Origin of the sequence: Nioella sp. (assembly GCF_965215655.1) — a bacterium.
Classification (GTDB): Bacteria; Pseudomonadota; Alphaproteobacteria; order Rhodobacterales; family Rhodobacteraceae; genus Nioella.
Genome location: NZ_OZ244111.1, coordinates 3,690,836 through 3,713,163 on the forward strand (window position 1 = coordinate 3,690,836; position 22,328 = coordinate 3,713,163).

At 64.7% G+C, this 22,328-nt stretch carries 25 protein-coding genes; 19 read left to right on the forward strand and 6 right to left on the reverse strand.

Annotated features, from left to right (window positions below; genetic code table 11):
* Window positions 1-38 precede the first annotated feature (38 nt).
* The 3 genes from ACOOEX_RS18355 to mutM form a co-directional block, all read right to left on the reverse strand.
* Window positions 39-1,067, reverse strand: a complete 1,029-nt coding sequence (locus ACOOEX_RS18355) for a fatty acid desaturase (RefSeq protein ID WP_420396182.1) — start codon at window positions 1,065-1,067, stop codon at window positions 39-41.
* A gap of 148 nt (window positions 1,068-1,215) precedes the next feature.
* The gene (locus ACOOEX_RS18360) at window positions 1,216-1,992 is read right to left on the reverse strand and encodes an enoyl-CoA hydratase (protein WP_420396183.1); all 777 of its coding nucleotides are present in this window, start codon (window positions 1,990-1,992) and stop codon (window positions 1,216-1,218) included.
* A 66-nt stretch (window positions 1,993-2,058) separates the two neighbouring features.
* Window positions 2,059-2,922 carry a bifunctional DNA-formamidopyrimidine glycosylase/DNA-(apurinic or apyrimidinic site) lyase gene (gene mutM, locus ACOOEX_RS18365; RefSeq protein WP_420396184.1) on the reverse strand — a complete coding sequence of 288 codons (864 nt, stop codon included), beginning with the start codon at window positions 2,920-2,922 and terminating at the stop codon, window positions 2,059-2,061.
* Between the two features lie 103 nt (window positions 2,923-3,025).
* Here mutM and ubiE point away from each other — a divergent pair, with 103 nt between their 5' ends.
* The 5 genes from ubiE to ACOOEX_RS18390 all read left to right on the forward strand — a co-directional run bounded on the left by ubiE (window position 3,026) and on the right by ACOOEX_RS18390 (window position 9,549).
* Window positions 3,026-3,778, forward strand: coding sequence for a bifunctional demethylmenaquinone methyltransferase/2-methoxy-6-polyprenyl-1,4-benzoquinol methylase UbiE (ubiE, locus tag ACOOEX_RS18370; protein WP_420396185.1), 753 nt, complete (start codon window positions 3,026-3,028; stop codon window positions 3,776-3,778).
* A 1-nt stretch (window position 3,779) separates the two neighbouring features.
* Window positions 3,780-5,312, forward strand: a complete 1,533-nt coding sequence (gene ubiB / locus ACOOEX_RS18375) for a 2-polyprenylphenol 6-hydroxylase (RefSeq protein WP_420396186.1) — start codon at window positions 3,780-3,782, stop codon at window positions 5,310-5,312.
* Between the two features lie 79 nt (window positions 5,313-5,391).
* Complete coding sequence (locus ACOOEX_RS18380; RefSeq protein WP_420396187.1) at window positions 5,392-6,645, forward strand: glycerate kinase type-2 family protein; 1,254 nt, start codon at window positions 5,392-5,394, stop codon at window positions 6,643-6,645.
* A gap of 97 nt (window positions 6,646-6,742) precedes the next feature.
* Window positions 6,743-8,143 (forward strand): caspase family protein, encoded by a 1,401-nt coding sequence (locus tag ACOOEX_RS18385; RefSeq protein WP_420396188.1) that lies wholly within the window; start codon window positions 6,743-6,745, stop codon window positions 8,141-8,143.
* 62 nt (window positions 8,144-8,205) lie between these two features.
* A complete protein-coding gene (locus ACOOEX_RS18390) occupies window positions 8,206-9,549 on the forward strand; it encodes a S1 family peptidase (RefSeq protein WP_420396189.1) in 1,344 nt (447 codons plus the stop codon).
* Between the two features lie 39 nt (window positions 9,550-9,588).
* Here ACOOEX_RS18390 and ACOOEX_RS18395 read toward each other — a convergent pair whose 3' ends face one another.
* Both ACOOEX_RS18395 and ACOOEX_RS18400 read right to left on the reverse strand, forming a co-directional pair.
* Window positions 9,589-10,251, reverse strand: a complete 663-nt coding sequence (locus ACOOEX_RS18395) for a flagellar hook capping FlgD N-terminal domain-containing protein (protein WP_420396190.1) — start codon at window positions 10,249-10,251, stop codon at window positions 9,589-9,591.
* 12 nt (window positions 10,252-10,263) lie between these two features.
* A complete protein-coding gene (locus ACOOEX_RS18400; protein WP_420396191.1) occupies window positions 10,264-10,797 on the reverse strand; it encodes a flagellar hook-length control protein FliK in 534 nt (177 codons plus the stop codon).
* Window positions 10,798-12,849: 2,052 nt separating this feature from the next.
* Here ACOOEX_RS18400 and ACOOEX_RS18405 point away from each other — a divergent pair.
* The 6 genes from ACOOEX_RS18405 (at window position 12,850) to ACOOEX_RS18430 (ending at window position 16,884) form a co-directional block, all read left to right on the forward strand.
* Window positions 12,850-13,137 carry a rod-binding protein gene (locus ACOOEX_RS18405; protein ID WP_420396192.1) on the forward strand — a complete coding sequence of 96 codons (288 nt, stop codon included), beginning with the start codon at window positions 12,850-12,852 and terminating at the stop codon, window positions 13,135-13,137.
* On the forward strand, window positions 13,134-13,481 hold the full coding sequence (locus ACOOEX_RS18410; RefSeq protein WP_420396193.1) for a hypothetical protein: 348 nt from the start codon (window positions 13,134-13,136) through the stop codon (window positions 13,479-13,481). Before ACOOEX_RS18405 ends, ACOOEX_RS18410 begins: the two co-directional genes overlap by 4 nt.
* 217 nt (window positions 13,482-13,698) lie before the next feature.
* Window positions 13,699-15,234 (forward strand): flagellin, encoded by a 1,536-nt coding sequence (locus ACOOEX_RS18415; protein WP_420396194.1) that lies wholly within the window; start codon window positions 13,699-13,701, stop codon window positions 15,232-15,234.
* Between the two features lie 80 nt (window positions 15,235-15,314).
* On the forward strand, window positions 15,315-15,689 hold the full coding sequence (gene flaF / locus ACOOEX_RS18420) for a flagellar biosynthesis regulator FlaF (RefSeq protein WP_420396195.1): 375 nt from the start codon (window positions 15,315-15,317) through the stop codon (window positions 15,687-15,689).
* Complete coding sequence (gene flbT / locus ACOOEX_RS18425) at window positions 15,686-16,090, forward strand: flagellar biosynthesis repressor FlbT (protein ID WP_420396196.1); 405 nt, start codon at window positions 15,686-15,688, stop codon at window positions 16,088-16,090. Before flaF ends, flbT begins: the two co-directional genes overlap by 4 nt.
* On the forward strand, window positions 16,087-16,884 hold the full coding sequence (locus ACOOEX_RS18430) for a DUF1217 domain-containing protein (RefSeq protein ID WP_420396197.1): 798 nt from the start codon (window positions 16,087-16,089) through the stop codon (window positions 16,882-16,884). Before flbT ends, ACOOEX_RS18430 begins: the two co-directional genes overlap by 4 nt.
* Here the strand turns inward: ACOOEX_RS18430 and ACOOEX_RS18435 are convergent.
* Window positions 16,869-18,152, reverse strand: a complete 1,284-nt coding sequence (locus tag ACOOEX_RS18435; RefSeq protein WP_420398388.1) for a FliI/YscN family ATPase — start codon at window positions 18,150-18,152, stop codon at window positions 16,869-16,871. The genes ACOOEX_RS18430 and ACOOEX_RS18435 overlap by 16 nt on opposite strands.
* Before the next feature lie 138 nt (window positions 18,153-18,290).
* Between ACOOEX_RS18435 and ACOOEX_RS18440 the strand changes: the two genes are divergently transcribed.
* From ACOOEX_RS18440 to flgH, 8 genes are read left to right on the forward strand one after another with little or no spacing between them, the layout of a single operon-like run.
* Window positions 18,291-18,638, forward strand: coding sequence for a FlgB family protein (locus ACOOEX_RS18440; protein ID WP_420396198.1), 348 nt, complete (start codon window positions 18,291-18,293; stop codon window positions 18,636-18,638).
* A 12-nt stretch (window positions 18,639-18,650) separates the two neighbouring features.
* Window positions 18,651-19,040, forward strand: a complete 390-nt coding sequence (gene flgC / locus ACOOEX_RS18445) for a flagellar basal body rod protein FlgC (protein WP_420396199.1) — start codon at window positions 18,651-18,653, stop codon at window positions 19,038-19,040.
* 12 nt (window positions 19,041-19,052) lie between these two features.
* Entirely contained in the window at window positions 19,053-19,355 is a 303-nt protein-coding gene (gene fliE / locus ACOOEX_RS18450) for a flagellar hook-basal body complex protein FliE (RefSeq protein ID WP_420396200.1), read from the forward strand.
* A complete protein-coding gene (locus ACOOEX_RS18455) occupies window positions 19,355-19,621 on the forward strand; it encodes a flagellar biosynthetic protein FliQ (protein WP_306046926.1) in 267 nt (88 codons plus the stop codon). The genes fliE and ACOOEX_RS18455 overlap by 1 nt, the downstream gene beginning before the upstream one ends.
* Complete coding sequence (locus tag ACOOEX_RS18460; RefSeq protein ID WP_420396201.1) at window positions 19,621-20,346, forward strand: flagellar hook-basal body complex protein; 726 nt, start codon at window positions 19,621-19,623, stop codon at window positions 20,344-20,346. The genes ACOOEX_RS18455 and ACOOEX_RS18460 overlap by 1 nt, the downstream gene beginning before the upstream one ends.
* Before the next feature lie 18 nt (window positions 20,347-20,364).
* On the forward strand, window positions 20,365-21,150 hold the full coding sequence (gene flgG / locus ACOOEX_RS18465; protein ID WP_127559791.1) for a flagellar basal-body rod protein FlgG: 786 nt from the start codon (window positions 20,365-20,367) through the stop codon (window positions 21,148-21,150).
* A 1-nt stretch (window position 21,151) separates the two neighbouring features.
* Complete coding sequence (flgA, locus tag ACOOEX_RS18470; RefSeq protein ID WP_420396202.1) at window positions 21,152-21,571, forward strand: flagellar basal body P-ring formation chaperone FlgA; 420 nt, start codon at window positions 21,152-21,154, stop codon at window positions 21,569-21,571.
* A gap of 16 nt (window positions 21,572-21,587) precedes the next feature.
* Window positions 21,588-22,322, forward strand: a complete 735-nt coding sequence (gene flgH, locus ACOOEX_RS18475) for a flagellar basal body L-ring protein FlgH (RefSeq protein WP_420398389.1) — start codon at window positions 21,588-21,590, stop codon at window positions 22,320-22,322.
* Window positions 22,323-22,328 lie beyond the last annotated feature (6 nt).

The window sequence follows — 22,328 nt, forward strand, 5'->3', positions numbered from 1 at the left end:
ACCCGGCATGGCGCGGCCGCCCGGCTCCGGGCCGGATGTCAGCGGGCGCGGGCCTGCGCGAAGGACAGCAGGCGGCGGCTTTGTTCGTCCCACAGATGCAGTCGGGCATTGGCCAGGCTCTCGCGGATCGTCATCCGGTTGCGGCCCGCCAGTTCGGCATGATCGCGCAGCACCTCTGGCAGCCGGTAGAACGGGATGCGGCTGTAAAGGTGATGAACGTGGTGAATGCCGATATTGGCGCTGAGCCATTGCAGCAGGGCGGGCATGACGTAATGCGAGCTGCCGTTCAGGGCGGCGTCATGGACCTGCCAGTCTTCCTCGGCATCCCATTGGGTGGTTTCGAACTGGTGCTGGACATAGAACAGCCACATGCCTGCCGTCGCCGCCAGCAGGGTCGAGGGCAGGAAGATCAGCAGGATGGGCATCACCCCGCCGAAATAGAGCATCAGCCCCAGACCGATCAGAATCGCCGCATTGGTGCCCATGGCGCTGATCCAGTATCTGGCGCTGGCCATCAGACCGAGCGGCAGGCGGTTTTGCAGGAAGAACAGGTATCCCGGCCCAAGGCCGAACAGCACAACCGGGTTGCGGTATAGCCGGTACAGCAGCCGACCCATGGGCGGCAGCGCGCGATATTCGGCAACGGTCAGCGTGTGCACATCGCCGATGCCGCGCCGTCCCAGATTGCCGGAATTGCTGTGATGGATCGAATGGGTGCGCCGCCAGACGTCATAGGGCGTCAGCGTCAGAACCCCCAGAACCCGTCCCAGCCAGTCGCTGACCGTGCGGTTATTGAAGAACGCGCCATGGCCGCAATCGTGCTGGATGCAGAAGAGCCGCAGCAGGAAGGCGGCGTTGATCGAGGATATGGCAAGGGTCAGCCAGTAGCTGACAGATAGCGACCACCAGGCCAGAACCCAGAGCGATAGGAACGGGCCGATCGTGATCGCAAGTTCATAGGTACTGCGTGATGTGTTCGGTTCCCGGTATTTCGCCAGAACCTTGATCCAGTCGCGCGCCGCGCGCGGTTCAGGCTGATGCCCGGTAAGTTCAGTGTGATCGGACATGAGCCTGCATATTTTATCTGTGTCTGATGACCCCATACACCAGGAATAGGGGTTCGCCTATGACACATTGCGACCGGAGCGCAAAAACACCTGCGCAAACCGTCGCGCAGGCGGGATGCGGTCCCCGCTTGCGCGGGGATGACAGGGGTCAGCGGTCGCGGAACTGCGCTTCGCGCTTTTCCAGGAAGGCGGCCATGCCCTCCTTCTGGTCTTCGCTGGCGAACATGGAATGGAACAGGCGGCGTTCGAATTTCAGACCTTCGGCCAGCGTGGTCTCATAGCTGCGGTTCACCGCCTCTTTCGCGGCCATCGACGAGATCAGCGATTTTTCCGCGATCTTGGCGGCGGCGCCCATGGCTTCGTCCATCAGCTTCTTGGCAGGGACGACGCGGCTGACGAGGCCAGAGCGTTCGGCTTCTTCCGCATCCATGAACCGGCCGGTCAGGTTCATGTCCATGGCCTTCGACTTGCCGACAAAGCGGGTCAGGCGCTGGCTGCCGCCCATGCCTGCGATGACGCCGAGGTTGATTTCGGGCTGGCCGAACTTGGCCGTGTCGCTGGCAATGATGAAATCACAGGCCATGGCCAGTTCGCAACCGCCACCAAGAGCGTAACCGGACACGGCGGCGATGATCGGCTTGCGGATGCGGATCATCCGGTCGGAGGCATCTGCGAACAGGTCCTCGGTGAAGACCTCGGTAAAGCTCTTGTCCGACATTTCCTTGATGTCGGCCCCGGCGGCGAAGGCTTTTTCCGACCCGGTGATGACCACGCAGCGGACCTTGTCGTTTCCATCGGCGCTTTCCAGCGCATCGCAAAGTTCGGCCAGAAGCTTGGTGTTCAGCGCATTCAGCGCATCCGGCCGGTTCAGCTTGATAAGGCAGATATGCTCTTCGATCTCGACGATCAGGGTCTCGTAGGCCATTCGGTGCGTCCCGGTATTGTTGTCCCTCGGATGCGAAGGGTTATCAGCCCCGGCGCGCGGTTCAAGCTATCTTTGACAGGTGGGGCAATAGAAGCTGGACCGACCGGACTGCACGATCCGGCGGATGGTCGCCGAACAGCCGGGGGTGGCACAAGGCGCGCCCTCGCGGCCATAGACCTGAAAATTATGTTGAAAATAGCCCAGTTCCCCATCGGTCTGGCGATGATCGCGCAGGGAGGAGCCACCCGCCTCGATCGCCTCTGACAGCACATCGCGGATGATCGGAACCAGCGCCTCGCAACGTTGCGTCGCGATGCGGCCTGCGGCGCGTTTGGGGGAGATGCGGGCGCGATACAGCACTTCGCAGACGTAGATATTGCCCAGACCGGCCACGATTCGCTGGTCCAGCAGGGCGGATTTGATCGGCATCTTTCGGTCTTTGAGGCGCGCGGCGAGATAGGGGCCGTCGAAGGCGTTGCCGAAGGGTTCGGGGCCGAGAACCGCCAGCAGGGGGTGCGCGTCCTGCGAGGCCGTCTGCATCAGGTCCATCGCACCGAAGCGGCGGGCGTCGTTGAAGGTGATCCGCGCGCCGCCTTCCATGTCGAGCACGACGTGATCGTGTTTCTCCGGCGCAGGGTGGTCGTGGTGGAACTGGCCGGGCATGTCCCTGCCCTGCGCGCCAGAGACCAGCATGCGACCCGACATGCCCAGATGGATCAGCAGCGTTTCGCCCGTGGACAGATCGGCGAGGATGTATTTCGACCGCCGCCTAAGCTGCTGAACCGTTGCGCCTGTCAGCCGTGCACCCATGTCGGATGGGAAGGGCCAGCGCAGATCAGGGCGGCGCACATCCGCTTTCACAATGCGTTTACCCTCCATCACAGGGGCAAGCCCGCGACGGACTGTCTCGACTTCGGGCAGTTCGGGCATGGCGGGCCTTTCAATGGGGGGCGGCGCATTGTAACGCCACGGACAAGCCCTATAAGAAGGGAGAGTTTCTGGCGAGGGCAAGACCCCCGGAAAGGATGACAGGATGAGCGACGCAGACGGACGCACCACGCATTTCGGGTTTCAGACCGTGGCCGAGGACGAAAAGGCCGGAAAGGTCCACGGGGTCTTCACCAATGTCGCCTCCAAATACGATGTGATGAACGACGTGATGTCGGTCGGCATCCACCGGGTCTGGAAAGACGCGATGATGGACTGGCTCGCGCCGCGCGACGGGGTGAAGCTGCTGGATGTGGCGGGGGGGACCGGGGATATTTCCTTCCGGTTTCTGAAACGTGCGCCAGGGGCGCATGCCACGGTTCTGGACATGACGGAATCGATGCTGATCGAGGGGCAGAAGCGGGCCGAGGCCGAAAGCATGGCCGAAAAGCTCGACTGGATCGTTGGGGACGCGATGGCGCTGCCGTTTGAGGATAACAGCTTTGACGTCTACACGATCAGCTTTGGTATCCGGAACGTGACGCGGATTGGCGATGCGCTGTCGGAGGCTTATCGGGTGCTGAAACCCGGCGGGCGGTTGATGGTGCTGGAGTTCAGCCAGTTGCCGAATGAGGGGATGCAGAAACTTTATGACCTTTATTCCTTCAACGTGATCCCGAAGATGGGCAAGGTCATCGCCAATGATGCGGACAGCTATCAGTACCTTGTCGAGAGCATCCGCAAGTTTCCGGATCAGGAGATGTTTGCCAGCATGATCCGCGAGGCGGGGTTCGACATGGTCAAATATCGCAACCTGTCCATGGGCATCGCGGCGCTGCATTCGGGCTGGAAGATCTGAGATGCGGGGCCCCCACAACATCTGGCGTCTGATCCGCACCGGCGCGACCTTTGAACGGACCGGCGCCATGGCCGAGGCGCTGGAGGCGATGGACGCGCCGCGTAGCGTTCGGCTGGGGCTGCGTATTCTGGCCTGGCCGTTCAAATGGCTGGGGTTGAGAGGCGATACCAGCCTGCCGCCGCTGGTGCGGGCGCTGACCGCCCTTGGCCCGGCCTATATCAAGTTCGGGCAGATCCTGTCGACGCGCCCCGATGTGGTGGGGCCGGAGCTGGCGACGGAACTCAGGGTTCTTCAGGACAAGCTGCCACCCTTTGACAGCGCCATCGCCAAACGCACCATCGCGCATGAGCTGGAGACGCCGGTTGAGGAGCTTTTCACCGAGTTCTCGGAGCCCGTCGCCGCGGCCTCCATCGCGCAGGTTCATCGCGCGCGCTTGCGGGAAACCGGGCAGGAGGTGGCCGTCAAGGTACTGCGCCCCGGGATCGAGCGCGCCTTCCGCAAGGATATCGACGCCTTTTACCTGATGGCGAACTGGATCGAGACGCTGTCGCCCGCGTCGCGCCGGTTGCGCCCGCAGGATGTGATCGAGCATTTCGAGGGCGTGGTGATGCGGGAGTTGGACCTGCGCATCGAAAGTTCCGCCGCCGGGGAGTTTGCCGCGCGCACCGAGGGCGATGAGGGCTTTACCGTTCCGGCGGTCAACTGGTTCCTCTGTTCGCGCCGGGTGATGATGCTGGATTGGGCCGAGGGCGTGTCTTTCAGCGATATCGAGGCCATCGACGCGGCGGGCCATGACCGCACGGCGCTGGCTGAACGGGTCCTTCAGATGTTCCTGCGCCACGCGCTGCGTGACGGGTTCTTCCACGCCGATATGCACCAGGGCAACCTGAAGGTCGCGCCGAACGGCGATATCGTGGCGCTGGATTTCGGGATCATGGGGCGGCTCGATGAATATACCCGCCGGGTCTATGCCGAGATCCTGATGGGCTTCATCCGCCGCGACTACCGCCGCGTGGCCGAGGTGCATTTCGAGGCGGGATACGTGCCTGCTGACCGCGATATCGACGAGTTCGCGCAGGCGCTGCGGTCTGTGGGCGAGCCGATCTTCGGCATGGATGCCAGCCGCATTTCCATGGCGCGGCTGCTGTCCTACCTCTTCGAGGTAACGGAACAATTCGGAATGGAGACCCGGACCGAGCTGATCCTTCTGCAACGCACCATGGTGGTTGTCGAAGGCGTCGCCCGATCGCTGGATGAAAACATCAATATCTGGAGCACCGCACGCCCGGTGGTGGAACAGTACATCACCGAAAATCTTGGCCCCAAGGCGATGCTGCGTGACCTTGTGCGCACGGCACAGGTGCTGTCCCGCTTTGGCCCGCGCCTGCCGCAGATGGCGCAGGATGCGCTGCTGTCCCATGCCAATACGCTGCCGCCGCCGCGCCGGTCGCGGGTGGCAGAGCGGCTGGCCTATCTGGTGGGCGGCGTGCTGCTGGCCTTCGCCTCGGTCGCGGTCTGGGAATTCTGGTTCTGAGGCCCTCGCGGGTTACGGGATGGACAGGGGGACGGGGCTTTGGGATGGTTCTGCCAACCTTTCCGCTTGAGTGATCCCCATGGCGCATGACGCGATCCGATCCGAACTGACCGAGCTTTTCATGGCCGGTGTCGCCTCCGCTGACCCGGCGCGGGCCGTGGCTGAGGCCCTGAAGGCACGCCCGGTCGAGGTGCCTGAGGGCGGAACGCTGATCCTGTTGGCCGTGGGCAAGGCCGCGAACGGTATGATGCAGGCGGCGCGGTCTGCGGTGCCGGAGGGTGTGCCGACCCGCTGCCTGATCGTCACGAATTACGAGAACCACCGCGATATCGCGGGCGTGGCCTGCTACGGGGCCGGGCATCCTGTGCCGGATGGCAATGGGGTGATTGCGGGGCTGGCGGTGGAGAAGCTGCTGCGCGAGGCCGGGGGACGGGACGTGGTGTTGGCGCTGATTTCCGGTGGGGGATCGGCGTTGCTGCCGGGGCCGGTCAAGGGCCTGACACTGGCGGACAAGGCCGAGGTGAACCGGCTGCTTCTGGCCTCTGGTGCCGATATCGAGGAAACCAACATCGTTCGGCAGGCCCTGTCGCGGTTCAAGGGTGGCGGGCTGTTGCGGCTCGCCGCGCCTGCGCCGGTGCGCAGCCTGATCCTGTCGGATGTGGTGGGCGACGATCTGCGGGTGATTGCCAGCGGACCGACGGTGGGGCCGATTGCCGATCTGGCGACCGCGCGGCGCGTCGCGGACAAGCTTGGCATTTGGGAGCGGATGCCAGAGGCCGCGCGTGTGGCGATGGCGCGGGCAGAGGCGCGCGATTCGCTGCCCGACCCGGACGCGGCGCTTGTCGGATCGAACGCGATCAGCGTCGCCGCAATGGCGGTTGCGGCGGGACGCCCCGTTCGGGTGGTTGAGCCCCCCCTTATCGGCCCGGTGACGACGGTTGCTGAACAGGTGCTGGACCTTGCCGCGACCACCCCCCCAGGCACCGCGCTGCTGTTCGGGGGGGAAACCACGGTCGTCTTGCGGGGCGACGGGCGCGGCGGGCGCAATCAGGAACTGGCATTGCGCGTGGCGCTGCTGGCCGAGGAACGGGGCCTGCCCGGTGACTGGCTTTTTCTGTCCGGCGGTACGGACGGTCGAGACGGGCCGACCGACGCCGCAGGGGCCATTGTGGATCAGGGCAGTCTTGGCCGAATGTGCGCGGCGGGGGCCGACCCGAGGGCGCTGCTGGCCAACAGCGACAGCTATGCGGCGCTGGCGGCGTCAGGCGATCTGTTGATGACCGGGGCAACGGGAACCAACGTGGCAGACCTTCAGATTTTCCTGACGCTTTGAACCTTTGCCTTGGCCGAACCGACAAAAAAGAGTCGGCGGATCGGAAATTTCCGGTCATACTATGCCGCATTAGGTTTGTGATTTTGGGAGACTGGACGTGGTGCGCCCCCGCGGGTTTCTGGCTCATAGTCTGCTGGTTGTCCTAACGGCTCTGATCGGGCTGGCCCTGCCCGGGCAGTCGCGGGCCGAGCGCGTGGCGCTGATTATCGGCAATTCCGCCTATTCCTCCAGCCCGCTGATCAACCCCGTCAATGACGCCACCGATATGGCCGAGCGTCTGACCGAGATCGGGTTTCGCGTGCATGGCGACGGGCCGATGCTGGATCAGGACCTGCACGGCATGCAGGTTGCGATCCGCGATTTCACCCGCAGCCTGAACCCCGGCGATCTGGCGGTGTTCTACTTCGCGGGGCATGGAGTGGAATACAAGGGCACCAATTACCTGATCCCAACCGATGACGAAGAGATTGCCTTTGCCGAGGATGTGCCGGACTGGGCCTATCCCGCGCCACGCCTTCTGGAACGGCTGGCGGCGACCGGGGCAACCGGGGTGATCATTCTTGATGCCTGCCGCAACAACCCGCTGCCAGAGCGCGGCGGCGGGCGTGATCTGGGGATCGGCCTGTCGGCGATGGATACGCCTGCGGGCGCTTCCGCCTTCATCCTTTATGCCGCCGCACCCGGCCAGACCTCGTCCGATGGCGAGGGGCGCAACGGGCTCTTTACCGGGGCGCTGTTGCAGGCGCTGGAACGGCCCACGCGGCGTATTGATGATATCATGTATGAAGTGTCCTTCGCCGTGCGCAACGCCACGCAGGGCCGTCAGGTGCCGTGGCTGGAATTTGCCTTTGCCGGAGAGATCCCCCCGCAATTCCAGATCGGCGACGGGCGCGCCGACACAAACGAGGTGCCGGTGCAGGTAGAGGAGGCCGGTCTGCCCAGTGCGGGCAAGCCCGGCCGGGGGATAGAGGACGAGGGCGACCCGCTTTACGGCACGATTGAGTTGGCCGCCGGTCCGCCGGAGACCGCCATGGCGCTGGATATGCTGGCAGGCGGGTACGAGGATGCCTCGCAGCTTGGCGGCAATTGTTATGGCTTCGTGGCCAGCAGCCCGGATTTCCAGCTCGACTGGCAAGAGGCGATTGGCCCGCTCAGGATCACGACGCTCAGCGATGAGGATACGGTGCTGGTGATGCGCCGCCCCGATGGCACATGGCAATGCCGGGGCACATCCTCGGATGGATCGGCGCCGGTGCTGGCCCTGTCAGACCTGAGCGCGGGAAGCTACCGCATCTGGGTCGGCACGGAACGGGAGCTGCCGGTTGCGCCGGATGCCGAACTGATCGTCGAAGCGCTGCTGCCGGAGCCGGTGGCCATCGCGCCGGTCGTTCAGGATGACGCAGGTGCGGGCCTCGGGTTCATCGTCACCTCGCCCTCGGAAACGCCGCCCGCCGTTGCATTGAACCCCGAGGCAACGATCGAGCGGGCAATAGACTAGGTCATTTCGCGGCCCGCATTGGACCACGGGCCGGACAAACAGGGTAAGAAAGGATGAGCCATATGAGATCTTTGACCCTTAGTGCCGCCCTTCTGACGGCCGGTTTCTTCGCAGCCCCCGACGCTGCCGAGGCGCAGGAGTTTTGCTCGGGCGACCGGGTGATGGGCGGCTGTGCCGTGTCGATCAGCGATTTTCCCTGGATGGTGTCGCTGAACCAGGCCAATGCCCGCAGCCGGTTCGACGGGCATTTCTGCGGCGGTACCGTGATTGCGGACAGGTGGGTGCTGACCGCGGCCCATTGCGTCGATACCGTCGCCCCCAACAATCCGAGCGGGCTGGAAATCTACGCCAATACCTCCAGCCTGCAGGGCGGGGGCACGGCCTTCGACGTGTCTCGTGTCTATCTGCATTCCGGGTATCAGGGGGTTGGCGTCAACGACATTGCCCTGCTGGAACTTGCCCGCCCCACGGGCATCACCCCAGTGCGCCTCTCGGATGCGGCGCTGGCCCCGGTGGTGGAACAGATTGGCGATCAGACCGTGATCATCGGCTGGGGCCTGACGCCGCCACCGCATATCTCCCGCGGCCGCGGACCCCTGACCCAGGCAGAGCGCGCGACCTCTTCACCGCCGTCGATGTGGGACACGTCACAGGTGCTGCTCGGCGCGGCGGTGCCGATTGTGCATAACCAACTGTGTTCGTCGAACGCGGGTGCCGGTGTCATCTGCGCCGGTTTCCAGGAGGCCGTGGCCGATGCCTGCCGGGGCGACAGCGGCGGGCCGCTGCTGGCCGCTGACACGCAGGGATATGTGCAAGTCGGGCTGGTGTCGGGCGGCAATTACTGCCACCAGGATGGCGACCATTACGGCACCTACACCCGTGTGTCAGCCTATCAGGACTGGATCGCGGCGACCATGGCGGGCGAAACCCCGCAGGTCGATCTGCGCCCGAGCGAGCCCAACTACAACCTGCCGCCGACCTTCGGCAATGTAACCCTGTCGAGCGGCTTCTCGCCTGATCCCTACCTTCAGCATCTGTTGGCCGGCGGTCTGTTGGAGGCCTCCAGCGCCGGGCAGGGCTGTGCCGGTCACGTGGCCGAGGCCCCGGATTTCCAGGTCTATTACCAGGGCGTCGGCGCGCCCTTGTCGTTCACGGTCGAGTCGCAGAGCGACACCAGCCTGCTGATCAACGGACCGGACGGGCAGTGGTATTGCGACGACAATGGCGCAGGCGGGATCAACCCGAGCCTTGTCTGGGGCGCCCCGCCGCAGGGTCGCTACGACATCTATGTGGGCACGATCCAGACATATGACGAGGTAGGCTACCCCGAGGCGCAGCTGATCATCGGGGGCGGCGGTGGCGCCGGGTCCGGTGGCGGCACAGAGCCGGTGGAAGACGGCAAGTGAGATGAAATAGTGGGCGGGCCTGTTGCACGGGCCTGCCCATCAGATCGGATCGCGCACCGCCTGGATCAGCGCGGCATTGACCTGCACGCCACCGGGCATCGACAGCCAGATATCGCCATTCACGATCTGCGCCTCCTCGATCCTTGCGTAACCCTGTGCCGGTTGCGTGTCGATCGGTTCGTCATCGCGGAAGTATTCCACGTGGAAGCCATATACGCCGCTTGGCAGCGGGTCGCCATCGGTGGTCACACCTGCCCAGGCAAAGGCGGTTTCGGTGGCCGGAATGGCCACTCGCTGCAATGTCTGCCCGTCGGCATCCGTCACCACGAGTTCCATCCGGTCGGCCAGTGCGTTGTCACTGGCATAGAGCGTCAGCGGCTCTCCGTCGAAGGCCATCGGCATCTCGGCCCGCGCATCCATGCCGATCCAGCCCGCGATCTGGCCCATGCTGGACAGCGCCATGCTGTCTTGGAGGCTGCCAAGCAGTTCATTCGTGCGAACCTGTTGTTCGACACCCGAGAAGGTGGCCAGCTGCGTGGCGAATTCGGTCGATTCCATCGGGTTCAGCGGATCTTGATTCTGCATCTGGGTGGTCAGCATCGTCAGGAAGGTCTGGAAGTCGGAATTGATCATGGTGCGATCTTCCGACGCCGACGCTGTGCCGGCGGTCTGGCTGGTCTGGGGTATGGTAGCGACGTCCATGTCTGTCCTCCGTTAAAGGCGAATATCCAAGCCCGATTGCCCAGTCCGTGCAGAGGTGACCGGCGATCGGTCCGAAATGTGGGACGGGTTAATGTGCGCATCGTCTTCGCGCACCCCAGGGGGCGGCGCATCGGGCCTGTGCTGCTGGCCACCCGGATCGCGGCCCGAAAAGCTGAACCCGGCATGATCGAGGCCCTGACGCTGGAGTTCCTGCATCAGGGCGGCGCCGTTGCGACGGAGCAGATCCAGTGTTTCGGGCAGATCGGCCTGAAGATGCAGGACCATGCCTTCGGCTCCCCGGCTGACAGACACACGAATGGCCCCAAGCTCTGGCGGGTCGAGCGTCAGTTCCAGCGGGGCATCGCGATCGGTCATCATCGGTACGGCGGCGATCCGTTGCGCAAGCTGCGTCGGCACCGGATCGGGGCGCGGGATGGTTGCGGGCTCCGTCGGTCGGATATCGGCATGGGCAGGGGCGGGCAATGGGGCGTCCGGGGTGCTGACCGGATCGGCCAGAATCGGGGCGAAATCCCCTCTGGCGGTCATGTCCGGCATCGCTTGACGCGGCACGGTGGCGGTGACTGTCACCTCAGATAGAGGCCGGGGGACCTGTGGGACTGACGGATCCGGCGCTGCCGTCGGGATCGGTTGCTGGGGAAGCACTTCAATGGGGCGCGGTTGCGGGGAGGGCACCACAGCGGGGCGCGGTTGCGGGGAGGGCACCGCAATGGGTCGCGGTTGCGGGGAGGGCACCGCAATGGGTTTCAGTTGGGGGGAGGGCACCGCAATGTGACGCGGTTGAACGGGCTGTTGGGTCATTGCCGACGCGTCTGCCTCCGGACCTGAGGGCATGGAGACGGACACAGGTGAAACAAGGGGCTGCGACTGCCGGGAGGGTCGGAGTTGCGCTGGAATCACGTCCGCGCGGGCCGATTGGAGGGAAGTGTCAGCCATTCGGGTCAGGTTGTGCGGCACGGGCCGTTCGGCTGACTTGGATGGTTCCGCGAATTCGGACCCGGCCGCGGGTTCGCCGAGAGCTGGGGTCACCAACGCTCGCGGGGCCAGCCAATGAGATCTGCCTGGCGTCTCTTCTCCTTGCCTGGTGAAAGGCGGGGGGAACGATCGGCCAGCCGCCTGACCCATGGTTTCATACTGCACCGGGGCGACGGGAGGGAAACCCTGGCGCGGTGTCGGATCAATGGGGGGACGGAAGACAGGCGCGACACTGGCTTGAGTCTCCCCAATGTCTCGGGGCGCTGGTGCCTGCGTCATTGGCGGCGCTGCATTCCCCGACGAAGGGTCGTCGCGGGACCGGAGCACCGTGGCGGGATTCGGGAATGATTTGCCCTCGAGCGAGGGACTTGCGCTGTCCGGTGAGGCAATCGGATGCGGTTGGACCGGGGAGGACGACGTCTCGGCACTGCGCAGGGGTGATGGAAGGTCCGGTTGGTGGGTGGCCGTGCCGCGGTCATTTTCTGAACCGGAAGGTGCCGAAATGCCCTGTTGCAGCGTGGCAGCCGGATTGCCTGCGGGACTGGGGGGTGTTGCCGCAAGGATGGCCTTCGTGGTGCTCTGGGCGGATTTCCGAACTGAAACTGGCGTGTCGTCTCCGGACTTCGGCATGGCCTCTTGGGCGGCATTCGGTGGCAGGGCCGTTGATCCTGCCCCGTGGGACGGCACAGGCAGCGCCGGGGCAAAATGGCCTTCCGCAATGCTGTTATCCACGCTGCTCGGGCGATGTCCGGCGCCCACATCCTGCGCCGATCGGGGGAGCATTGCGTCCGGCGGGGGCGCCGGGGTGTTCTCCGAGCGCGGCATGGATGGTGCCTGGCCGTTTTCGTTCGGGTCGCGTGCGACGGGCGGCAGGACGGGTGGGGCGATTTCAGATCCCAGGCCGCGGACCGGCCCGCCTTGCGCGGGCACTTCCTGCTCCGGGACGGGGGGGATTCCCTGCGTGGTCGCCCGATTGTTGGCGGTTTGCCCGGCTGCCGGCGGGAGTGAATGCGCCACCGGGTCCGACATGAGCCGAATCGGCGGCAGGGGTGCCTCGCCTGACGGGAAATGACCGCTGAACGCGGGCGTAGGCGTTTCAGGAGACACGACAGAGGGTGTCACAGGCTCGGTCGGGACCACGACTTGCAGTTGCAGGGAAGGCGCGGGTTGGGGAGTGTCACCGAGTGGTTCGGGCACCAGCGTTTGGAGGGCAACAAGCTGATCTGCCACTTCACGATCCGATGAATCACCAGACAAGTCATGATCGGTCATCACGACCGGCGCGGGTGGTATCGCGCCGTCAGCTGGCGTGAGATCCTCTGACCAGACCACACGCCACGGACCCAGGCCTGGACCGGGCAGCCCGGATACGGGAAGTTCGTTATCCTGCCATTGAAATTCCGCGGCAAACTCCACCCCGGTCAGATCTTCGGGCCGCCCCGCGCCACGGGAGGCGGCGGGGGGTGCAAGCGGCTGCGCGATCTGCACTATTGAATGCATGGAACCTTCCAGATTTCTTCCGGGTCGATCCGCAGTTTCCGCGCCAGAGCTTACCAATTCTTTACTCCCACGCGCGATAGTCTCTCCGAATACGGAGAATTGGAAATGTCTGACCTCACCCTCTCGCCTGTCACCCAAAGCTCCCTGACACCCCGCCGCGAGGCGGAACTGCGGGAGGCTGCGCAGGAACTGGAGGCGGCGTTTCTGTCCGAAATGCTGCGCCATGGCGGGCTTGGCACCCCTCGCGACAGTTTCGGTGGCGGATATGGGGAGGATCAATTCGCTTCGTTCCTGAGGACCGAACAGGCCCGCGCAATGGCGGCGGGTGGGGGAATCGGTTTGGCCGAATCGTTGTTCAATGCGCTGGCCGCGCGTGAGGGACCGGCCCGATGATCTGGCGGTCAGGCGATTCTCTGGCCGCTGCCGACCGGGCGCTGTCCGGGGTGGAGTCGCTCTTGCGCAGCCGGCGATTCTCCGATCTGCCCGCGGCAATGGCTGCGCTGGAACGGGCGATGAACTCGCTTCAAGGCGGCAGCATCGACACATCCGCCGCCACCCGCCTGGCCGATATGCGCAGGCGCGCGGGACAGGTAAGCACGCTTTTGCGCGCGGTCATGGCAGGGATGCGGGATGCGCGCAGCAGCCTGTCCGGCCCATCGGGTTTTTCCAGCTATGACGCCCAGGGGCGCAGCGGCCATATCGGGCAGGCGCAGACCCGGTTCGAACGCCGCCGCTGACCTGCCGAATTTCACTAAAAATCAGCAGAAAAGCCCTGTGATCTTAGGAGCTTGTTAGAGCTTTCGGGCAATGGTTCCCCTGCACCGTACTGGGTGGCGTGTCGGGCCCGAAACGGCCCGCCGCAGGCGTCAGAAGGACGTTTTGGGCTGACCTGCGAAGGCAGGTCTGAAACGGGCGCGGAATCCAGGCGCCGATCTAACTGAGGAAGGACAAGACATGTCCAGCATTCTGACGAACACCAGCGCCATGGTCGCGCTGCAGACCCTTAAATCCGTCAATACCAACCTGAACAAGACGCAGGAGGAAATCTCGACCGGCAAATCCGTGGCCACGGCCAAGGACAATTCCGCGGTCTGGGCCATTTCCAAGGTGATGGAATCGGATGTGAAGGGCTTCAAAGGCATCTCGGAGAGCCTGTCTCTCGGCGAATCCACCGTCGCCGTGGCGCGCAACGCGTCGGAAACCGTGACCGACCTGCTGACCGAAATCAAAGGCAAGATCGTGGCCGCGCAGGAAGAGAACGTCGACAGGGCCAAAATCCAGACCGATATCAGCGCCCTGCGCGACCAGATCACCTCGGTCGTCAGTGCGGCGCAATTCAACGGGCTGAATCTGGTGCAGGGCACCGATGACGTGAACATCCTGTCGTCGCTCGACCGGGCGTCGAACGGGACCGTGACGGCCAGCAACATCACCGTGGCGCGGCAGGATCTGACGACAAGCTCCGGGGTTTATGGAAGCGGCGCATCGTTGGCCACCAACATAACCGCAGGGGCGGCATCCATCGACAGCACCGGGGCGGCGAACTCTGTCGCGCTGACCTACGCCAACACGTCGGGGGCCGATTCGCTGGAACTGACGATCAACGGATCGACCATCACCGTGGCCTTCGACACCGATGCGGCCACGATGATCGACAATGCTGAGGGGCAGATCAACGCGCTCGGGATGACCGGAATCACTGCCTCGTCCAACGGGTCGGGTGTGCTGACCCTGACGAACACCAATTCCTTCGACGAGTTCACCGTCGCCTGGAATTCGGGCGGCACCGACACCATCGCCATGACCAACAACGGCACGGGTGACAGCGCCGTTGCGGCGACCGGGTCTGACAGCACCACGCTGACCTACCGGGCCGAGGAAGTGGCCCTGTCGACCAGTGCCACGGTGAACGAGGGCGACAGCTATCGCATCTCGGTCAACGGCAATGACTATGACTATGTCGCTGGCAAGGGTGAAACCATGGAGGATGTCGCGCGCGGCCTGAAGACGGCCGTGGATGCGGGCGGGGAAACCGGGGTGACCACCCAGGTGACCGGCAATGCCACCGATGGCTGGAAGGTTCTGGTCGACTATGACGGCACCGATGCCACCGCAGGCGCCACGATGACGCTGGCGGATAATGGCCAGGCAGGCGGTACGGCCTCCGGCGGGCTCTTCGGGCTGGACAATATCGACGTGACCACGGACGCCGGGGCTGATTCCGCGCTCGATAATGTGGAAACGCTGATCCAGAATTCGATTGATGCGGCGGCCAGCTTCGGCTCGGCCCAGGGCCGGATCGAGACGCAGTCGAACTTCATCGACAGCCTGGTCGACTCGCTCAAGGCCGGGATCGGCACGCTGGTGGATGCCAATATGGAAGAGGCCTCTGCCAAGCTGCAGGCGCTTCAGGTGCAGCAGCAGCTGGCGACGCAATCGCTGTCCATCGCCAACCAGGCGCCGCAGTCGATCCTGTCGCTGTTCCGGTAAGACTGGACCGGGCCGGGGGGAACGCCCCGGCCCACCCGTCACCAGACCCCCTGCCCTGACATTCCGGAAGGAACATCACCGTGACGTCATCCTACCTGGCGCAAAGCGCCTACAACCCGGTCCGATCCGCCGTGAAAACCGAGCGTGGCACCGAACATGCCGCCTTTGAACGGGTTACTGTGCAGCTATCGCGCGCCGACCGCCCCGAGGCCAGCGTTGCCCAAAGGGCCAGCGCATTGCATGAAAACCGCCGCCTCTGGACGCTGATGGCCGCCAACGTGGCCGATTCCGCCAACGCCTTGCCCCAATCGCTGCGCGCGCAGATCTTCTACCTCGCCGAATTCACCCTTCAGCACAGCCGCAAGGCCCTGTCCGGGGACGCGTCCCTCACGCCCCTTATCGACATAAACACCGCCGTGATGCGCGGATTGCGGGGGGAGGCGCAGGCAGCATGAGCGGTCTTGTTCTCAAACTGTCCCCCAAGGAGCGTGTGCTGATCAACGGTGCCGTCATTGAAAACGGCGACCGCCGGTCGCGACTGTCGATCGTGACACCCAATGCCAACATTCTGCGCCTGCGCGATGCCATTCATCCGGAAGAGGTGACCACGCCTGTTCGTCGGGTCTGCTATATCGCGCAGCTCGTTCTGTCGGGAGATGCGGAGGAAGAGGAAGCGAGACTGCAGATCCTACGCGGTGTCGAGCAGCTGAGCCAGGTCTTCACCGATCCCGACAGTCGCGCGCAGCTTACCATCGCAACGGATCAAATCGTGGCGGGCAACGCCTATCAGGCGCTGAAGGCGCTGCGCACCCTTCTGCCGCGAGAAGAGCGGCTGATGGCGGCGCGTCCGCAATGAGCTTTACCCCCGTCATCCCGATGGGGGGATATGCCGGCTGGCGTTTCCTGAACCGCACCATGGAGCAGCAAAGCGCCAGCCTGGCCGCCAGCCCGTCATTGCAGCGGGATATGGCGTATTTCCGGGAGAACATCGGCAGCGTGTCCAGTGCCGAAGACCTGGTCAAGGATTACCGGCTGCTGCGTGTGTCGCTGACTGCCTTCGGGCTGCAGGACGACCTGCCGAACAAGTACTTTATCCAGCGCATTCTAAGCGATGGCGTGGTCGAAGACGATGCGCTGTCAAACCGACTGGCAGACAAGCGGTATAGGGAGTTTTCCGAAGCGTTCGGTTTCGGCACCGGCCTGCCGCCCCTGTCACGGCTGCCGGGCTTTGCAGACAGGATTCTCGGCCGGTTTCAGGCCAAGAGTTTCGAGCAGGCCGTGGGCGAGGTGGATGGCGACATGCGCCTCGCCCTCAACGCGGCGCGGGAACTGCCCGAGCTGGCTGCCGAGGGTGGCAAGAACTCCACGCTCTGGTTCCGCATCATGGGAAACACGCCGTTGCGGGAGGTTTTCGAGACGGCGTTTGGCCTGCCGTCTTCGGTTGGTACGCTCGATCTCGACCGGCAGCTCGGCATATTTCAGGAACGGGCAGAGGACATGCTGGGATCTTCCGATATTGCCCAGTTCACGGATCCCGAACGCATGGACGAGTTGATGCGGCAGTTCCTCGCCCGCTCGCAACTCAGTCAATTGCCGACAACCACCACATCGGCCTCCATCGCCCTTGTCCTGCTTCAGGGTGGCGGCTGATCCGCCGGAGCGCCGGATTCCAGCACCTCTGCCAGGCGTTGAAACGCATCCACCGCGCCGGAGCTGTCGCTGGCCAGGAAATCATCCAGGCCCGGCCAGACCGAAATCGCCGCGTCGATGGCCGGGTCCGACCCCGCCGAATAAAGGCCCGCCTGCAACATCAGCTCGGCCCGATCATGAACGCCAAGATGACGGCGGGCGGTGGCGATCAGGCGGTTTTCCTCGGCGCTGGCGGCGCGTGGCAGGCTGCGAGAGACGGAGCGCAGAAGATCCACCGCCGGGAAGCGCCCACGCTCGGCGATTTCACGATCCAGCACAACATGACCGTCGAGCACGCCGCGCAACGTGTCGGCTACGGGTTCTTCCATATCCGACCCGGCGACCAGCACCGACAGAACGCCCGTGATGTCCCCCTGCCCCGGCCCGCCCGGCCCCGCCCGTTCGCAAAGCGACATGACCGCCTGTGCCATGGACGCGGGATAGCCATTCAGCGTGGCAGATTCACCAGAGGCGACGGCGACTTCCCGGTGTGCTTGTGCAAACCGGGTTACGGAATCGGCCAGCAACAGCACATGCGCGCCCTGATCGCGGAAGAACTCCGCCACGGCCATCGTCGTCCAGGCCGCGCGCTGGCGGACCAGTGCCGACCGATCCGAGGTCGCGGCAATGACCACGGATCGCGCCAACCCGTCTGGTCCCAGAGTGTCTTGCACGAAATCGCGCACCTCGCGCCCGCGCTCGCCGATCAGGCCGATCACGATCACATCCGCCGCAACCCCGCGCGCGAGGCGGGAGAGCAGCGTCGATTTTCCCACGCCGCTGCCCGCAAACAGCCCGATCCGCTGGCCCCGCACGATCGGCAGAAGCGTGTCGAACACCGATAGACCGGTCGGCAATCGGGCCCCCATGGCGCGGCGGACGGTTGCCGCGGGGGGATGCGCGCGCAAGGGGCGCGCAGCGGGGCCGGGGAAAAGCGGGCGGCCATCCAAGGGGGCTCCATCGGGGTCGATCACCCGCCCGATCCAGTGCATCCCCGGCGCCACGGTCACCGGCCCCAGATGACGCACCGGGGCGCCAAGGCGCAGCCCGTCAACCCGCCCCTCGGGCAGAGCCTGGCACCGGCCCTCGACCATGCGCACGATTTCAGCTCTCAGGCCATGACCAAGGTCCACCGCATCGCCTAGCGCGGCGATCCGATTTAGCCCCTCCAACCAGATGGAATCCGCCTGAAGCTCGCAGATGCGGCCAAGCGTGTGCACAGGCGACATCTGGTCGATCCGGGACAGGAGCGGTGACAGAAATGTGGTCATGGTCCCTAGCCTTCCTTTTCGAAACGGGGCGGCACTTACGGTTTCTAAAGGAATCATCGTTAAGCCTTGGTGTAGCCATTCGAGGGAGAAGCCCCGATGTTCGAGAATTTGGAAATCTTCGGCCTGGCTCAGGCCCGTGCCCGCCACGCCGCCGCCCGGCAGACGCAGGTGGCGATGAATGTCGCCAATGCCGATACGCCAGGCTACCGCGCCCGCGATGTCGTCGCGTTCGAAGAGGTCTTCCGCGCCGCCGGCGCCGGACAGGACCCCACCCGCCTGCCCATCCGCACCATGGATGCAGGCGGCCCCGAATCCCCCAATGGAAACACCGTTTCACTGGAGCTTGAGATGGTTCGCGCCGTCGAGGCACAGCGCGACCACAGCCGCGCGCTGAACGTCTACCGGTCGGCGATGAACGTGCTGCGCACCAGCCTCGGCCGATAAGGAACGTTTGAGATGAGCTTTTCCACCGCGCTTTCAATTGCCGCAAGCGGCATGCGCAGCCAGGCCAGCCGCATCACCCATGTATCGGAAAACATCGCCAATGCCGACACGCCCGGATATCGGCGCAAGCTGGTCAGTTTCGAACCGGACCGTGCGCCAGACGCCACGCCGGGCAGCGTCACCACGGGCCGGGTGCGGCTCGACCAGACGCCCCTGCCGCAGGTCTACGACCCCTCGCATCCGCTGGCGGATGAGGCCGGGCATTATTCGGGGTCCAACGTGGACATGGTTGTTGAGATCGCCGACGCGCGACAGGCGCAGCGCAGCTACGAGGCCAATCTGCGGGTCTTCGACCAGATCCGGCAGATGTCGTCATCGCTCAGCGATCTGTTGCGCCGGTAAGGAGGGCACGGGATGGATATCAGAACCTCACTCGCCGCTCAGGGATACGGGCAGGCCCGCACCGCCGCTCGCCCGACCCCGCAGGATGGCGAGAGCCAGACCGGCGCGGCGGACGTGTTTTCGCAGGCCGTCCGCAGCTTTACCCAGACCGTTCAGCAGGGCGAGGAAACCGCCCGCGCGGCGCTGACCACCGGGGCCGATCCACACGCGTTGGTGACGGCGCTGGCCCAGACCGAGCTGGCCGTGGAAACCGCCGTGACCGTCCGTGACAAGGTGGTCGAGGCCTATCAGGAAATCCTGAGGATGCCGGTCTGATGGATGAGATGATCTTCTTCGACACGCTCCGGCAGGGGCTTTGGGTGGCGGTGGCGATCTCCACCCCGATCCTGACCGTGGCGCTTGTGGCGGGCCTGATCGTGGGCCTCTTTCAGGCGCTGACCTCGATCCAGGAAATGACGCTGACCTTCGTGCCGAAACTGGCGGCGATCCTCGCGGTCTTCTGGGTGTCGATGAGCTTCATGACCCAGACCCTGACGACCTATTTCACCGACCGGCTGATCCCGCTGATGGAGGGCATGTAATGGACAGTGCCATGGTGGCCGCCCTGACCCGGCAATCGGGTTTGATGCGCGAGATGCAGGTGGTGGCGAATAATATCGCAAATATCTCCACCTCCGGGTTCCGGGCCGAGGGCGTTGTCTTCGCCGAACATGTGGCCCGGTTGGAGGGTATCTCGGGGGGCGGGCTGTCGATGGCCAATGCGTCGGGCCGGAACATCCGGCTGATGCAAGGCGATATCGAGCCCACGGGCGGGCAGTTCGACTTCGCCATCGAGGGCGACGGGTTCTTCCTACTGCAATCGGCAGAGGGGGAAAGCCTGACCCGCGCCGGTCACTTCACCCCGAATGACGCGGGCGAACTGGTGAATGCCGACGGGCACCTGCTGCTCGATGCCGGTGGCGCGCCCATCTTCATCCCGCCCGACGCGCGTAACGTGGTGCTGGCCCGCGACGGGACGCTCTCTGCCGATGGCCGCCCGATCACCCAGCTTGGCCTGTGGCAGCCTGACGACCCCAACGATCTGCTCCATCTCGACGGGGTGCGGTTCCGCACGGAAGGCCCGGTTCAGCCGATGCTGGAGGCTACGATCCTGCAAGGCTTCGTCGAAAGCTCCAATGTCGATCCCGTGCCCCAGATCGCCCGCATGATCGAGGTGCAGCGCGCCTACGAGATGGGGCAGGGCTTCCTTGAGAAAGAGGATGAACGGATCCGCAACTTCCTGCGCACCGCCGGTGCCCAGGTCTAACGAAAAGGAGGCCCGCCCATGCGCGCCCTGATGATCGCCGCCACGGGCATGAGTGCCCAACAGATGCGGGTCGAGGTGATTTCCAACAACCTCGCGAACATGAATACCACCGGCTACAATGCCCGCCGGGCCGATTTCGCAGACCTGCATTACCAGCAGCAGATGCGCGCCGGAACGATCTCGGCGGCGGACGGGTCGATTGTGCCCGCGGGGGTGCAGCTTGGTCTGGGCGTGCGCCCTGCGGCCGTGTCGGTGACGCTTTCGCAGGGCAGTCTCAGCCAGACCGGCGGCGATCTGGATATCGCCATCGAAGGGGAGGGGTTTCTGGAGGTGGAACTGCCCTCTGGCCAGTCCGCCTATACCCGCGACGGCAGCCTCAACCGCACCGGCGACGGGCAGATCGTGACGGCAGAGGGCTTTACCGTCGCGCCGGGCATCACCATCCCCGACGACGCACGCAGCATCTCGATCAATGCGCAGGGCGAGGTCTATGCCTATTTCGCCGACCGGGTGGAGCCGGAGCTGTTGGGTCAGTTCAATCTGGTGGATTTCTCTAACGCCCGCGGGCTGGAGGCCATGGGCGCGAACCTGTTCCTTGAAACCGCCGCCTCCGGGGCCCCCATCGTGGGTCAGCCGGGCGAGGACGGGTTGGGAACGCTCCGGCAGGGCTATCTGGAGGATAGCTCCGTTGATGCAGTGCGCGAGATCACCGATCTCATTGAGGCGCAGCGCGGCTATGAGCTCAACGCCAAGGTCATCACCGCCGCCGACCAGATGCTCGGCGCAACGACCCAGATCCGCTGATATGCGCTGGCTTGCCCTGCTCCTGTCGCTAGCCGCACCCGCCGGGGCCGATACGGTCGTGGCCGCTGGCACGATCCGGTCGATGTCGCTGATCGGCCCGGCCGATGTGGTGCTGCTCGAGGGCGACACGCCCGGCGCGCTGTCTGATCCGGGTGAGGCGATCGGCATGGAGGCGCGGGTGAATCTCTACCCCGGCCGGCCGATCCGCGCCATCGACCTGCAACCGCCCGCCGTCGTTAACCGCAATGAAATCATCACCCTGCAATACAATCAGGGTGGCCTGCTGATCGTCACCGAAGGCCGGGCAATGGATCGGGCCGGTATCGGGGAACGGCTGCGGGTGCTCAACCTTGCCTCGCGCACCACCGTCACGGCCACCGTGGTTTCTGCCGGTCTGGCCGAGGTCTCCTCGGGTTTTTGAAGGAATGCACATGACACTGCCCCGCCTGATCCTGATGGTTTCCGTCCTTGTCCCCATGACCCTGACAGGTTGCGGTCGCATGGCTGAAGTGGGGCGCCGGCCTGACTTCCAGCCTACGACCGATGGCAACCAGTACTACGCCATGAGCACCGAGCCCTTGCCGGCCATGCTGGAAGAGGAAGGCCCGGTGCGCGCCGCCTCGCTCTGGTCCGGCGGGCGACAATCGCTGCTTGGCGACCGGCGGGCCGGGCAGCGCGGGGATATCCTCACTGTGGTGATCGAGATCGACGAAAGCGCCGAGATTTCCAACGCCACCAACCGCTCCCGCAGCGGGTCCGAACAGATGGGCGTGCCGCAGCTGTTCGGCATTCCGCAGCGCATCGACGGGGATTTGCCGGAAGGGGCTTCGATGGCCAACGCGGTCGAGCTGAGTTCTGGCGGACAATCCGCCGGGCAGGGCAGTGTGCGCCGCAATGAGGCGCTGGCCCTGCGCATCGCTGCGACGGTGGTCGAGGTACTGCCCAATGGGGTGCTGCGCATCGAGGGCGCGCAGGAGGTGCGGGTGAATTTCGAACTGCGCGAGCTGCTGGTGACCGGCTATGTCCGGCCTGCCGATATCTCGCGCCAGAATGAAATCACCTATGACCGGATCGCCAATGCCCGCATTTCCTATGGCGGGCGCGGGCAGATCACCGATGTGCAGCAGCCGCGCTATGGCCAGCAGATCGCCGATATAGTCCTTCCCTTCTGAGGCCCT